The organism is Thermococcus thermotolerans, from assembly GCF_024707485.1.
Classification (GTDB): Archaea; Methanobacteriota_B; Thermococci; order Thermococcales; family Thermococcaceae; genus Thermococcus; species Thermococcus thermotolerans.
In genome coordinates, this window is record NZ_CP102602.1 from 1357481 (window position 1) to 1371926 (window position 14446).

Below are 14446 nucleotides of genomic sequence, written 5' to 3' on the forward strand. Positions count from 1 at the left end.
AGCGGCGTTCATAACAAGCAATGTTAGATACTGGTGGTACAGAACAAGACAACAGAAGCCCTCCAAATCAAAGGAAGAGAAGAGGATTCAGATCCTCGAAACGGTCTCAACTTCCGCGCTCTCGACGTTCTCGACCTGCCTGAAGAGCTCCGCCACCTCGTCGTAGGAGTAGCCCTCCTCGTCCCTACCGAGGACGTAGAACTTGAGGGCGACGAGGCCGAAGGCAATCGGCTCGCGCTCGACCTTTGCCAGGCCGAACTTCTCGGGGATGACAGCTTTAAGCTTCTCCTCAAGCTCGTCGAGGTTTACCTCCGGGTCGGTCGGCATGACCTTTATAACGCCAACAAGGTTGAAGTCAGCCATCTTTTTCACCTCCTAAACTTCACGGCCCCTCCCAGCCGCAGTTGGGGCACTTGTAGGGGACGCTTAACACCCTGCAGGATTCGCAGCGCCAGATGATCTCCTCGCCACAGTTCGGGCAGACGAAATGAGTGGCGTGCTCCCTTGGGGTTATCTCCTTTCCGCATGATGTGCATACGGGTATCTCGAACTTGGCTTCCACTGCGAACACCTCCGAGAAAGGTGGTTTTTAATCACTGGTGGGCATTGAGGGGGTTGGCTTATAAACCTTTCTCTGGGCAGGTTCCGCCAGGCTAGTGATTTTTCTTCGATTCATGGCCGTCTTAGTCAGGATGTCGATAAAATTTTCGGAACGAGGTTAAATGGGTGTAACTTGTTATATTGCACAACTGCTCATCCTGATGGAACGCAGGGGCAGAGCCCCTGCACCCCACTTTTATCAAACTACTGGGGGGCCTCACCCCCTCGCCCCGGAGGTTTCTAACTGTCTCGAGGACTTTCGTTAAGTTTGTGGACTTAACCAAACTTAACGATACTGACGTCCTTTCCACCCGGGGGTGGGATTTGGATAAAGGGAACTACGAAAAAGCTCAAAGCATTAGGAGGAACAATTCACGGGGGACAAACCACACGCCATTTCTGTTTTCAAGCTTCCCATTATGGACGACCACACCACAGTCCAGGCCGGTCTTTTTCATCGTTCTTAGAACCTGCTTAGTTCCTTTCTTCCCCCATCCAACTTCAACGACAATGCCCATTTTCCCCCCACTTAAGATGAAGTCGGCCCCTCCTTTCTGGGCATCGTAGTGAAGGCGGAGCCGCTTTTCCCTTGCCAGGATATGGAGATAGAACGCCGCCACGTCCCCAAGGAGCATACCCAGCGTCTTACTGTCCCTCTCAAAGAGGCCAAATTCATAGAGCACCGCGCTTCTGAGTATTGAGGCGAGGAACTTGTATTTGGGGGTCTTCCTTGCGACCTTACCTATAGAGCCATAGGCCCTGACGGGGAATATCACTTCAAGGTCTTCGAGCTTCTCCAGGAGTTTGGCCACGGCATCCCGGGATATTCCAAGCGTTGATGTGATTGTGTCATAGGTCAGGCTCTCCCCGGAAGCCATCAGGAGGAGCAGGCCGAGGGCCTTCTCTCGGGTTGTTTCACTCAGCCCCTCGTGTCTGAGGTCAACTTCGATGATTTTCCTGAGAATCTCATAGGCGTCCTCCAGGGGGTTTTCGGAGTTCAGGTAGACCGGAAGCGAACCATGAACGAGGTAGTCTTCAACATCCTTCTCGCTGAACTTCAGGAGAACGTCGCCCAGTATGTTTTCGATTCCGGTAAAATTACAGGTAAGAAAAGCGTCTTTCAGGGCATCACTTAACTCTCCTGGAATGTGAACTCCCTTCTTCAGGAGAAGGTACTCAGTGAAAGTGAGCGGTGGCACTCTGAGCTTCTTGGCGCGGCGTGTTAGGTCAGGGTCGAGCTTCAATGTAAGGGAAGAGGAACCTGTAATGATGATCATTAGGTTGTTCGCGGAGTCGTGAAGTGCCTTCACCGTGGTCCCGAAGTTCCTATCGTAATGAGCCTCGTCGATGAACAGAAAGGTAGGCGCACTAAACTCTTCCGCTCTCTCGCCGATCAGGCGCTCATAGGCCATTATGAAGTCGTTTAGACTGATGCCGAGGGGATAGAGTCTGTCCAGGGAGAGGTAAACCAGCCGCTCGCGGGAGACTCTAGATAAAAGGTCAAAGTAGACTTGAGCTAGCATCGTTGTCTTCCCGACACCGCGGAGACCGTAGAGGACAAGAACCCGATTCTCTCCATCCCGAAGAAAAGACTCAACCTCATAAGACAGTTTTGAGAGGAGTTTTCTTTCCGGACGTTTTTTCCCGCTAGGAGCAAAAGCGTACTTTTTGAGGGTTCTATCGGCGGTATCAACGGTGCGTCTCACAAAAGTTTCCAGGAATTTCTCGTCCAAGGTCTTCACCACGGTCTAGTCTGTTCAAACAGAATAAAAACCTTGTGGTCTAGTCGACTTGAGCAGACTAGAGTCGAACTTTTAGCAAAGGTCGACCAAAGAGTTTTCCCCATATGCACACAGCAAAGAGCAGTCGCCTCTTAGAATTACCGTCCTCACGGCGCGAAGAATGCCAAGAAAGCTCAAATAGGCCGTTCTTTTCCCGAACAATTCGTCAATTGATGTCTTTGGCTGGACATCAAACAACATGTCTGGACACACCCTATTATGGGGGATGTCCAAAGATGTATATTAAGAGTTGCGGGGCTTAACCGTCAATGAACCTCTCAATCGTATCCTGCATCCAGGACTCATCCGCACCATTGAAGATTCATACAGAGGTGGAACGCATGAGGAAATGGGCACAGTGAAGCGAACGAACCTTGGGAAAGGCTCGCGAAAGGAGTTAAACCCTCATTTCCAAGCTTATGACACAGACATTCCCATCCAAAAGTAATCATTAAAATAGTGAATTCCAGCCAAATTGCCCATATAAATTTGAGTTCAACTTTTTTAGACGCCCGAAGGGCGTCGGTGGGGAGGAACTCAAGGTAGAATGCTGGTTTAATGGGAATTCAGTAATGGGGAGAGCTTGAAGTGGAATGCAGCTTTAAGACGAGGGCAGTTAAGACAGTCAAAAACATTCCGCCAGCGCTGAACCTTTTGGAAAAAGCTTCACCAAAGAAACTTTTCTGGCGAAAAGTTTCATCAAGGTTTGTGATTCCTCAACAGGGTACTCTTGAAGTGGGATTTCAATTCAAAACCCCGCCGTTAGAAATTTTGGATTCATCAAACAGGCCGTTTCCACACGGGTTCTACTATAACCGCGCTCCAAAGGAGCGCTAAAAAACTTGAACCCCCTGAAAAGTGCCCTTTGGAACGAATCCACATATCAAAAAACAGCTCTTAAAGAAAATCCACTTCAAAAGCAGTCATTCAATAAGGAATCACAAACCTTGATCAAACTTCGCGCAGGCGAACAAGCTTTTAGAAAAAGCTTGACCAAAACAGTGCCCTTCTCATTAAATTAGCAGAGATTAGCTGTGCACTAACTAAAGGCAACTTTAAGAGGGGTTTATCTCTTAAATAACCATTTCAAAGCAGTTTCAACTTTGTTTTGGCGCCCGAAGGGCGCCTTCCTAAGTGAAACACTCACAAAACAGACCAGTAGGAAAGAAACCCACACTCAAATGAGTTCCCTTCAAAAAAGCACACACTCTTCCGCCAGCGCTTGCGAAGCAAGGGCTGTTATGGTGGGCCCGCGGGGCTTCGAACCCCGGACCTCCCGCTTATCAGGCGGGCGCTCTGACCAGGCTGAGCCACGGGCCCGCGAGAAGGATTTTGGTGCCCCGGCCGGGATTTGAACCCGGGTCGCGGGATCGAGAGTCCCGCATGATTGACCGGGCTACACCACCGGGGCGCGTCCGAGATTAGGGAGGAGGGAGGGTTTAAAAAGATTTCGGTAAACTGCCAACGGCCTAGGTAGACAAATAACAGCAGGGTTCATAAAACCGCAGTAAAAGATCCCCGAACAGTGGAGAATACCCAATTTTGTGAAATTATTTCGGAAAGTTGCCATAAAATTTTGCAATAAATAAAAGCAAAGGTTTATATAGTTAAAGCCCCCAATAGTGTTTGAGGGGTGCTGTGCGGAGGAGACTGAAGCGAAAGCTTCACCCCGAAACAAACCTGACCCGAGTGGTTTCATGAGCCACAACGGAACATGAAACCGCAATTAACAGGGAAAGGTTTGCGAGGAGTGGAACTTCACTCCGGCCTCTTTCGTACGGTGCCCCTCACTATTCTTCAAGTCCTAATGACTCAACAGAAGTTCCCTAACGGTTCTCCTTACTGCTTCATAGCTGCTGAGCTTCGGTTTCCATCCCGTTTTCTTTGCCTTCTCTATGCTCAGGCGCATGAACTTGACGTCGCCCTTCCAGCCGCGGCCACCGTCGACGCCTCCGGTGAATTTGAATGCCGGCTTTAGTTGCATTTCTTCACTGACTATCTCGGCTATCTCCTTAACGGTGATCCAGTCGTCGTTGCCGAGGTTATAGAAGTCGACCCGCTTGTTCTCCTTCTTGAACGCTTCAAAGATGTGGAGCATTCCTTCAACGGTATCGCTCACGTGGAGGTAGCTCTTCCTCTGCGTTCCGTCTCCGAGTATCTCAAGTTCCTCCGGGTTTCTTCTCAGCTTGTTGATGAAGTCGTAGATGACACCGTGGTTGGAGCGCTCGCCTATGATGTTTGCCAGACGGAAGATTAACGCTTTAAATCCGAAGGTGTGGGCATAGCCGCTGATTATGGCCTCGGCCGCTAGCTTCACACCGCCGTAGACACTTATCGGCTCCAGGGGGGCGTAGTCCTCCGGCGTGGGTATAACTTCGGCCTCACCGTAGACCGTCGATGAGGATGTGAATATAATGTATCTGACGCTGGAATCCCTCACTGCATTGAGCAGGTTGTAAGTTATGAGGACGTTAGTCTCGTAGAGAAGCTCCGGGCTCTGGGAACCGATCCTTACTTCGGGATTGGCGGCAAGGTGGAAAACGACATCGACACCATCGAGGGCGTTCTTGACTGTTTCGGGGTCTCTCATGTCCCCTTCTATGAATTCAAATCTTTCATGGTTTAACCAGCCCTTGATGTTGTCCAGGCTGCCCGCACTCAGGTCGTCGAGAACCCTCACGTCGTATCCCCTCTCCATCAGAGCATCAACGAGATGGGAACCTATGAAGCCTGCACCCCCAGTGACGAGAACCTTCATTTCTACCACCACCGTTGATGAAACGGAATAATTTAAATACATTTGGGGCGTATCCCCCTTCAGCCTCAGAGATAACCACGGTGGTAGCTATGAAAGTTCTAATCATGGCCGGTGGGTATGCCACGAGGTTGTGGCCAATCACAAAAGATAATCCCAAAGCCCTGCTTCCCGTCGGAAACCGCGTGATACTCGACTATATTCTGGAGAAGGCGGGAGAGCTGGAACTGGATACATACATCTCAACGAACCGGTTCTTTGAAGCACACTTCCGGCAGTATGCTGAGAGGTATGGGGTGGGTCTGATAGTCGAGGACACCCTCCACGAGGACGAAAAGCTTGGGACAATAGGGGCGCTAAAAAACGCACTGGATGAGCTTGGCCCCGATGACTACATCGTGATAGCCGGGGACAACTTGTTCTCCTTCTCCCTCCGGGACTTCCTAAACTCCTACGACGGAAGGACACTCATAGCGGTCTACGACGTCGGTGACCTTGAGCTGGCTAAGCGCTACGGCGTGGTAGTCCTTGAGGGGGAGAGGGTCATTTCCTTCCAGGAAAAACCCGCCGAGCCCCGGTCGACCCTAGTGAGCACCGGCGTTTATGTCTTTCCGAGAAGGGTCATGGAGCGTGTGGACGAGTACCTCTCCAACGGCAACCGCGATTCTCCCGGCTACTTCATCCAGTGGCTCCTTGAGAGGGGCGAGGAGGTCAAAGCTTACCGCTTCTCCGAGTACTGGTACGACATAGGTTCCGCCGATAGCTACCTTGAGGCGCTGAAGACCCTCCTGAAGGAAAGCCACGTGGAGGAGATCCAGATCAGTCCCTACGCGAAGATAATACCTCCGGTTGTCATAAAGCGCGGTGCCAAAATACTCGGCCGGTCGATGATAGGGCCCTACGCCTACATCGGCGAGAACTGCGTGATAGAGAACTCCGACATAAGCGACTCAATAATCTTCAGGGGAACGATAATACGCAACTCCACGATATGGCGTTCGATCATAGACGAGAAGTGCGAGATAAGAAACCTTGAGCTGAGGAAGAGTTTAGTTGGCGGACACGCAAAGATACAGAGGGGAGAATGAGGGGGAATGTTAATGGATGTTGACGGGATCAGGAAGAGACTCGCCGTGGGGTATGGCCTGATTTTAACCCCGAAGTACGCCGCCGTTATTCTCACGGTTTTGGCCTCCGCCATCAGGCTCCTTCCGATGCGTTTTAAGTACCTCCTCGGCTATGATCCGTACTTCCACCTCGCATATATAAGGTACGCGCTAGAGAAGGGGGAGTGGGTGAACTTTTTCCCCTACGCTACCGGACCATGGGGATCCCAAATACACAACTCTCATCCCCTCGGTCTCTGGATGACCCCGGCTTACGTGTATAAGTTACTTTCAGTCTTTGGAGTGTCCCTCTATGATGCATTCAGGATAACGCCTGTCATCTTTGGGGTTCTGACTGTGCTGTTCACGTATCTGGCCGTTTTGAGGCTCTATGGGAGGAGGGAGGCCTTTCTCTCGGCGTTCTTTCTGGCAGTTCTCTTCGGCCACATCTTCCGCTCGATGGCCGGCTATTACAGGGGAGATAACTACATGCTCTTCTGGTACAGCGCGGCCCTGCTTGGAATCGCACTCGCATTAACCTGGAAGCCGAGAAAACGAAAGTACGAGAGGCTGGCATTTTACCTGATACCCGCCCTTGCGAGTGGTTTTGCTGCGATATTCTGGCAGGCATATTACCCAATATTTGGCTTTCTTCTGGGCAGTGCTCTGCTCATGGCCATTGGAGCATTTCTGCTAGAGAAGAAGGAGGTTTTTGTCGATTCCTTTGTTTTGGTGTTGGCGACTCTTTTTGGGGCATTGTTGGCTAACTCACTGGGCGCTTGGTTTGGATACGGCATGGCAGCCTCGACCAGGGGACTTGGAAAGGCGCTCGCCGAAGAGTTTGGACTCCAGTTCGGGTTCATCAAGGATGCTTTTCTCCTGATCTATCTAAAATACGCTGTGCCTGTTTCCGTTGTGTTCATTGCAGTTCTCTTCGTGCTTTCTAAGGCGTTAAAGGAGAAAAAGCAGCGGGCGGTTGTGGTCGGTATCGGAGCCGTGATCGCACTATGGGTGGGGGTGAGATACTACGGGACACTAAATGAAATACTGTTGAGGCTCTTCCCGGCGGCTCCCATAGTGGAGACCCAGAGGGCCTCATTAAACGATCTCTGGGAGGCCTATGGACCAGCAATTTTCATTGCACCGGCATTCCTGTTAAGTTTCCAGTCAAACAAAAGCAGAACAGGAGACTTTGTCCTGCTCGGACTTTCAGTAGTGGCCGTTCCAATGATCCTTCTCTGGACGCGCTTCCTCTTCATAGGCTCGCTCGCAATTGCTGTGATGGCCGGAATCGGGGTTGTAAGAACGTATGAAACAATGCTACCGCGGGTAAATGACCGGAGATTCGGGGCCACGGCACTGGCCGTGATCCTGCTTTCAGTTCCCCTCGCGACGGGGGTGCATGGAGTCTGGACAACGAAGGGCATTGAACCACTTGCCAACGAGGCATGGGACAGAGCCCTCACCTACCTCGGGGAACACTCGAACATTAACGACGTCGTCCTGACGTGGTGGGATCAGGGCCACTGGGTCACATATTTCTCCGAAAGGGCCCCTGTTGCCCAGGGAGGGCCCAGTAAATGGGTGGCCCAGTATTACCTGGGTATCAGAAAAAGTGCGGACCTCATGAAGCTGGGCGTGGACTACGTCATCGTTTCCTACGACACCATAATGAAGTTCGGGGCGGTTCTTGAGACGGCAGGCGCCTCTCCGGCAGAGTACACAATGCTCCCAATGCCCCTTGTGTCGTCCGCAGGTGGAATGCTACTATTCTCGGCTGGACCGTATTCCATCATGGCAGTCCCCAAAGGAGACCACTGGAGCGTTCAGGTTAACGCAGGCGGAGCGATACTGATTCCCCGGGAAGTCCTCGTTGAGAGGGGAGGCTCCGTGGAGAACGCAACCTTCACCGGCAGGCCGAACGCCGATGTCTACGTTTACATCAACCTGAACTACGGCTACGCCGTGCTGATGAACGGGAAAGCCTTTGAAACTCCCCTCGCCAGACTTATGTTTACGGATGACCATCCAAACTTCACGGAGGTTTATTCGGACGGCGGGTACATCAAGATATTCCGGTTTGAGCATCCGAATGTTAGAGTAACAGCTGAGAACGGTTCGGTGGTTCTAAGGTTCACAAACGCCACCGGAACCGGTCTCGGCATCTACGGTTACCTCGACAACGGCACTCTAGTCTTCAAGAAGTGGTACGGGGTTAAAGGAAAGGACAAATTCACCCTGCCCGATGACCTGAATGGAAGCGTTGTCATCCGCTACATCTACGTCCACAAGAAGACCGTGCTCGACAGGGGAGTTTTCAGGATAGATGACGTTCTCCACGGGACGGATGAGGGTCGGTAGGCCAGCTCTGCCTATTCCTCCCCCGATGCGAAATCTTTATATTCTCCGCCCATCGTTTAATTAAATGTAATTAAATATCATTAAGGCAGGAGGTGTCTGTTATGGCGGAGGAGAAGAAGTATACGACCGTTTCAATACCAAAGCCCCTCTACGACAAGATTAAGGCCAGAATAGAGGGCACCGGGTTCACTTCGGTCTCGGACTACGTCACCTACGTCCTCCGCGAGGTTCTGGCAAGCCTCGAAGAGGAGGAGAAGGAGGAAGTCTTCACCGAGGAGGAGGAAGAGAAGGTCAAGGAGAGGCTTCGCGCCCTCGGCTACCTCGACTGAGGCCTTTCCTTTTTGAGGTGATACCATGGTCTCAAAGCCCCACGGAGGCAGGCTCGTCAGGAGGCTCGTTGCCGAGAGAACCCGCGAGAGGATTCTGGGCGAGCAGAAGGAATACCCCCGCGTCCAGATCGAGCACGGCCGGGCGATAGACCTTGAGAACATCGCGCACGGTGTTTATTCACCCCTCAAGGGCTTCCTCACGAGCGACGACTTCGAGAGCGTCCTCGACCACATGCGCCTGAGCGACGACACTCCTTGGACGATCCCGATAGTGCTCGATGTGAGGGAGAGAACCTTCGACGAGGGCGACGCGATACTCCTGTATTACGACGATCTGCCCATAGCGAGGATGCACGTCGAGGAGATATACGCCTACGACAAGAAGGAATTCGCGGTCAAGGTATTCAAGACTGACGACCCGGCCCACCCCGGCGTCGCCAGGGTTATGAACATGGGCGGATACCTCGTCGGCGGTGAGATTGAACTCCTCAACGAGCTTCCAAATCCCTTCGCCAAGTACACCCTCAGGCCGGTCGAGACGAGGGTTCTCTTCAAGGAGCGCGGCTGGAAGACGATAGTGGCCTTCCAGACCAGGAACGTGCCCCACCTCGGCCACGAGTACGTCCAGAAAGCTGCCCTTACCTTCGTCGACGGCCTCTTCATCAACCCCGTCCTCGGGAGGAAGAAGAAGGGTGACTACCGCGATGAGGTCATAATCAAGGCCTACGAAACGCTCTTCGAGCACTACTATCCCAAAGATGCTGCAACCCTCGCCACAGTCCGCTACGAGATGCGCTATGCCGGCCCGAGGGAGGCAATTCACCACGCGATAATGAGGAAGAACTTTGGTGCGACGCACTTCATAGTCGGAAGGGATCACGCTGGAGTCGGCGACTACTACGGGCCCTACGAGGCCTGGGACCTCTTCGGCGAGTTCCCGGACCTGGGAATAACCCCGATGTTCATCCGCGAGTCCTTCTACTGCAGGAAGTGCGGCGGCATGGTCAACGCGAAGATATGTCCCCACGACAAGGAGTTCCACGTCCACATAAGCGGGACGAAGCTCAGGAAGATGATAATGACTGGCGAAAAGCCGCCGGAGTATATGATGAGGCCGGAGGTCTTCGAGGTCGTGAGGAGCTTCGAGAACCCGTTCGTGGAGTGATCCCCATTATTTTTTGCGGGGTGAGTTAGGTGCATCTAATCGTCCACCACTGGGACACCGACGGCGTGACGTCTTCGGCACTGCTGGTCAGGGGACTCTCTCTTGAGGAGTTTACCAACATCACCGCACCGATAGGCGAGTTCCGCTTCGATGAGAGGATCTGGGAGGCCATTGGAAAAGCCGAGAGGCTCTACGTCCTAGACTTCAACGCTCCAGACGAGGTTGAGAGGGTAAGGATACCAACGCTCTTCATCGACCACCACACCCAGCCGAGAATCGGGAATCCGCTCGTCGAGCAGATAAACCCGTCGCTCGGTGGGGAGTACTACCCCTCATGCTCACTCGTCGTATCGGAGCACTTCGGGATATGGAACGCATGGAGCGCCCTCGGTGTCGTGGGGGATATAGGGGAGAAGGCCTTCGGGCTGGAGAGGGTCAGAAAGCTCCTTGATAGGGAGAGAATCTCGCGGGAGGAAGCGCTGAGGCTCGTCGAGCTCATAGACTCCAACTACATCGCCATGGAGAGGGAGGCCGTGGAGGAAGCCCTTAGAGTTCTTTTAAGCCACGAGGTGAAAGAGCTCCTCGAATACGAGCCGTGGGTGAAGAAGGCAGAAGTGATCAGGGAGGCCATCGAGGGAGCAGTTTCGGGCGTTGAGGAGCGGAACGGCTTCGCCATCGCTCACTTCGAGAGCCCCTTCAACATCATCTCCAAGGTCGCGAGAAAGCTCGTCTGGGAGCTCGGTTACAGAGGCGCAGTGGTCATCAACGGGAACTTCCACGGAAAGGCACAGCTTTACTTCAGGATTTCCGGGGAGGAAGCGGAGAGGATAAAGGTGACCGAGGTAATAGAACGCCTTAAAGCCCTTGGAGCCAACGCCGGCGGCAAGAGGGAAGTCCTCGGCTGCGTCTGCGAGAGGGATAAAATCGAAGATGCCGTCGCAATCATTGAGGAATACCTGAGGTGAGGAGAATGGAGTTTGAAAAAAAGGTTAGGGAAGGGATGAAGGGGACGAAGAAAGTCCTCGTCATAGGCCTTGATTCCGCCCCGCCGGAGCTACTTTTCAACCGCTTCATCGACGACATGCCCAACGTGAAGAAACTCCTCGAAAAATCCGTCTACGGCCCGATGCAGACGGGAATACCAGCGATAACCATTCCAATGTGGATGGTGATGGTCACCGGCAAGACGCCGGGCGAGCTCGGCCTCTACGGCTTCAGACACAGAACAGGCTATTCCTACACAGACTACTGGATAGCCCACAGCAAAAAGGTCAAGGAGCCGACCCTCTGGGACTACCTCGGCGAGCGCGGAAAGAAGTCGATAATCGTCGGCGTTCCTCCGACCTACCCGCCGAAGCCGATCAACGGCCACCTCGTGAGCTGCTTCATAACCCCTGATGCCAGCGTGGACTACACGTACCCAAAGGAGCTCAAGGGCGAGATCGAGCGCCTGGTCGGCGAGTACATCTTTGACGTCCCCTTCAGGAAGGAGGCAAAGGACGAGGTGAAAGAGGGAATCTGGGAGATGACGAAAAAGCGGTTCGAGGTCATCCGCTACCTCATCCAGGAGAAGGAGTGGGACTACTTCCACTTCGTCGAGATAGGCCTGGATAGACTCCACCACGCCTTCTGGCGCTACTTCGATGAAAACCACCACCTCTACCCGGGTAAGGGAAACAGGTACGAGAGCGTCATTCCGGACTACTACAGGCTTCTCGACAGGGAGATAGGCGAGACGCTCAAGCTCGTAGACCTCGACGAGACGGCCGTCTTCATAGTCTCCGACCACGGGATAAAGGCCATGCACGGCAACTTCGCGGTCAACCAGTGGTTAGCTGAGGAGGGCCTGCTGAAGATCAGGAACCCTGAGGCCCTCCACGACGGGAAGGTCAAGCGCTTCGAGAGCCTCGACGTGGACTGGAAGGAGACCATCGCCTGGGGATGGGGCGGCTACTACTCAAGGGTCTTCCTCAACGTCCTCGGCAGGGAGAAGGCTGGAAGGATACCGCTCTCCAGGTTCGAGAAGGTCAGGGACGAGGTTGCCGAGCAGATAAAGGGGATACGCGGCCCGAACGGCGAGAGGTGGGACACGAAGGTATTCTACCCCGAGGACATCTATCCGGTGGCGAAGGGAAGCAAGCCGGACATAATGGTCTACTTCGACAACCTCAACTGGCGCGCGGCAGGAACCGTCGGCCACCCGAGCAACTATCTACCAGAAAACGACACCGGGCCGGACGACGCGAACCACTCCGAGTTCGGGGTGTTCTCGATGTACTTACCTGGCTTCGACGAGAGTAAAGCAACGCAGCTCACCATCTACGACTTTGCCCCAACGGTGCTCAGGCTCTTTGGCATAGAGGAGCCCCTCGCAGGAATGCACGGGAGGAGTATTCTTTAGCATTCCCGATATTTCAATATTTTGACCGGTGGGACGCCATGGAGATTCGTTTCATTCCCCACGCACTGGAGAGGCTTGAGGAAAGGGGAATTCCGGGGGAACTGGTAGAGGAGGTTATCTCAAACCCGGAGGGTGTTTCGGAAGGATACTTCGGGAGGAAGGTTGCCCAGAAGCGCCTGAACGGCAAGCTGATAAGGGCCATCTACGAGGAGACGTCTGATGGAGTGGTTGTTGTTATCACAGCATACGTAACTTCCAAAGTCAGAAAATATGGAGGGGGTGAGGAACGATGAGGATATCATACGACCCAAAACACGATGTCATGTACATAAAGTTCTCCGACGCAAGGATCGTCGAGACGGTCGAGGTTGAGGAGGGCGTGATAATAGACTACGGCGAGAAGGGGGAGATAGTGGGCATAGAGATAATCAACGCCTCCCTGAGAACTCACTCGCATCCGTTAAACGAGATAACGGTGAGAATTGAAGAGACCACTGTCCACTGACTCTGCTATTGCTGGTTGGGGGAGATAAAATGAACGGGCTCAAAAACCTCGAAAAGGGATTCACCATCTGGCTCACGGGGCCGAGCGGTGCCGGAAAAACAACCCTGGCTGTAAAGCTCGCCAGGAAGCTCAGGGAGATGGGCTATCGCGTCGAGATACTCGACGGGGACACGATAAGAAAGACGCTCTATCCCGAGCTGGGCTTTTCAAAGGAAGCGAGGGAGATGCACAACCGCGTTGTTATCCACATGGCCAAGCTCCTCAGCAGGAACGGGGTCATAGCGATAGTCTCGCTGATTTCGCCCTACAGGGCCGTCCGTGAGTACGCGAGGAGGGAGATTGGGAACTTCATGGAGGTCTACGTCTACGCCCCCCTGGAGGTGAGAATCCAGCGCGACCCCAAGGGGCTGTACGCCAAAGCCCTTAGGGGAGAGATAAAGGGCCTGACCGGCTACGATGGCGTCTACGAGGAGCCCGAAAACCCCGAGGTGAGGGTGGACAGCTCAAAGATGACGCCGGAGGAGGAGGTCGAGGCGGTAATAGAGAAGGCCAAGGAGCTCGGCTACCTGCCTTAAACTGGAGGGTGAGGCATTGCAGGCCACCTTCGCTGGGCTGGGCTTCCTCGTCGGCTTTCTCGTGGGCCTCACGGGGGTCGGCGGCGGAGCTTTAATGACCCCTTCCCTAATCTTTCTCGGCGTTGAACCCCTAACTGCCGTCGGGACCGACCTGCTATACGCCACCGTCACCAGAATATTCGGAGTCTTTTTCCACGGGAGGCGGGGCAGGATAAGGTACGACATAGCGCTCCGCCTTTTCGCGGGCAGCGTTCCCGCTGTAGTCCTCGGCGGAATAATCCTGAGGGAGATTGACAGGGCAGTTCTGAACGAGTACCTCACGCCGCTCCTCGGGGGCATACTGGTTCTCAGCGCGGTTCTGAGCCTCCTCAAGGGTGAATTCGACCTCCCAGTGAGGCCAAGGTGGGCCTACGTTTACCTCCTCGGCTTCGTCGTAGGATTGACCGTCCAGTTCACCTCGGTCGGGGCGGGGGTTATAGTGAGCTTCACGCTGATGAACGTGGCCAAACTAGACCCGAAGGATGTGGTTGGGGTTACGATATTCTATGGGCTTGTGCTCTCCGCCTTCAGCTTTCTGAACTACGCGGGCATCGGTGGGGTTGATTACGGCCTGGCTGGGACGCTGATCCTCGGGACAATTCCCGGGGTTTACCTCGGCACTCACGTGAACCGTACCACAGATAGAGAGAAGCTTAAAAGGGCGATAAACGTGATAATACTGCTGATTGGACTGTTCACGTTGCTGAGCAGGTGAAACTCATGAGCGAGGCAAGCCAGGCTTTTACAGAAGATTGCAGAGGGCACGAGGTTGTTTTTCTCCATTATGCTGAAAAGCTTATTAACTGACTACTCCCTCAAAATGTTAGGT

General features: G+C 53.5%; 14 protein-coding genes and 2 tRNA genes. 10 read left to right on the forward strand and 6 right to left on the reverse strand.

Features of this window, described 5'->3' with window-relative positions; translation table 11 throughout:
* Window positions 1–87 precede the first annotated feature (87 nt).
* The 6 genes from NUS69_RS07820 to NUS69_RS07845 form a co-directional block, all read right to left on the reverse strand.
* On the reverse strand, window positions 88–363 hold the full coding sequence (locus NUS69_RS07820) for an elongation factor 1-beta (protein ID WP_055429247.1): 276 nt from the start codon (window positions 361–363) through the stop codon (window positions 88–90).
* Between the two features lie 19 nt (window positions 364–382).
* A complete protein-coding gene (locus tag NUS69_RS07825) occupies window positions 383–562 on the reverse strand; it encodes a zinc finger domain-containing protein (RefSeq protein ID WP_055429248.1) in 180 nt (59 codons plus the stop codon).
* A gap of 388 nt (window positions 563–950) precedes the next feature.
* Window positions 951–2342 carry an ATP-binding protein gene (locus NUS69_RS07830; protein ID WP_258083261.1) on the reverse strand — a complete coding sequence of 464 codons (1392 nt, stop codon included), beginning with the start codon at window positions 2340–2342 and terminating at the stop codon, window positions 951–953.
* Window positions 2343–3623: 1281 nt separating this feature from the next.
* Window positions 3624–3701, reverse strand: a tRNA-Ile gene (locus NUS69_RS07835).
* Window positions 3702–3714: 13 nt separating this feature from the next.
* Window positions 3715–3792: transfer RNA gene (locus tag NUS69_RS07840), tRNA-Glu, on the reverse strand.
* Between the two features lie 393 nt (window positions 3793–4185).
* Window positions 4186–5139 (reverse strand): NAD-dependent epimerase/dehydratase family protein, encoded by a 954-nt coding sequence (locus NUS69_RS07845; protein WP_258085049.1) that lies wholly within the window; start codon window positions 5137–5139, stop codon window positions 4186–4188.
* Window positions 5140–5228: 89 nt separating this feature from the next.
* Here NUS69_RS07845 and NUS69_RS07850 point away from each other — a divergent pair, with 89 nt between their 5' ends.
* The 10 genes from NUS69_RS07850 to NUS69_RS07895 all read left to right on the forward strand — a co-directional run bounded on the left by NUS69_RS07850 (window position 5229) and on the right by NUS69_RS07895 (window position 14332).
* Window positions 5229–6224 carry an NDP-sugar synthase gene (locus tag NUS69_RS07850; RefSeq protein WP_258083262.1) on the forward strand — a complete coding sequence of 332 codons (996 nt, stop codon included), beginning with the start codon at window positions 5229–5231 and terminating at the stop codon, window positions 6222–6224.
* Window positions 6225–6236: 12 nt separating this feature from the next.
* Complete coding sequence (locus NUS69_RS07855) at window positions 6237–8603, forward strand: STT3 domain-containing protein (RefSeq protein WP_258083263.1); 2367 nt, start codon at window positions 6237–6239, stop codon at window positions 8601–8603.
* Between the two features lie 101 nt (window positions 8604–8704).
* Complete coding sequence (locus tag NUS69_RS07860; RefSeq protein WP_014788819.1) at window positions 8705–8932, forward strand: ribbon-helix-helix domain-containing protein; 228 nt, start codon at window positions 8705–8707, stop codon at window positions 8930–8932.
* Between the two features lie 25 nt (window positions 8933–8957).
* Window positions 8958–10097: a sulfate adenylyltransferase gene (gene sat / locus NUS69_RS07865; RefSeq protein ID WP_258083264.1), complete on the forward strand. Its 1140-nt coding sequence runs from the start codon at window positions 8958–8960 to the stop codon at window positions 10095–10097.
* 29 nt (window positions 10098–10126) lie between these two features.
* Window positions 10127–11062 (forward strand): DHH family phosphoesterase, encoded by a 936-nt coding sequence (locus NUS69_RS07870; protein WP_258083265.1) that lies wholly within the window; start codon window positions 10127–10129, stop codon window positions 11060–11062.
* 5 nt (window positions 11063–11067) lie between these two features.
* Window positions 11068–12498 (forward strand): alkaline phosphatase family protein, encoded by a 1431-nt coding sequence (locus tag NUS69_RS07875; RefSeq protein ID WP_258083266.1) that lies wholly within the window; start codon window positions 11068–11070, stop codon window positions 12496–12498.
* 38 nt (window positions 12499–12536) lie between these two features.
* Window positions 12537–12791 carry a DUF4258 domain-containing protein gene (locus NUS69_RS07880; RefSeq protein WP_258083267.1) on the forward strand — a complete coding sequence of 85 codons (255 nt, stop codon included), beginning with the start codon at window positions 12537–12539 and terminating at the stop codon, window positions 12789–12791.
* Window positions 12788–13003 (forward strand): DUF2283 domain-containing protein, encoded by a 216-nt coding sequence (locus NUS69_RS07885; RefSeq protein WP_258083268.1) that lies wholly within the window; start codon window positions 12788–12790, stop codon window positions 13001–13003. Before NUS69_RS07880 ends, NUS69_RS07885 begins: the two co-directional genes overlap by 4 nt.
* 29 nt (window positions 13004–13032) lie before the next feature.
* On the forward strand, window positions 13033–13578 hold the full coding sequence (gene cysC / locus NUS69_RS07890; RefSeq protein ID WP_258083269.1) for an adenylyl-sulfate kinase: 546 nt from the start codon (window positions 13033–13035) through the stop codon (window positions 13576–13578).
* 16 nt (window positions 13579–13594) lie between these two features.
* A complete protein-coding gene (locus NUS69_RS07895; RefSeq protein WP_258083270.1) occupies window positions 13595–14332 on the forward strand; it encodes a sulfite exporter TauE/SafE family protein in 738 nt (245 codons plus the stop codon).
* Window positions 14333–14446 lie beyond the last annotated feature (114 nt).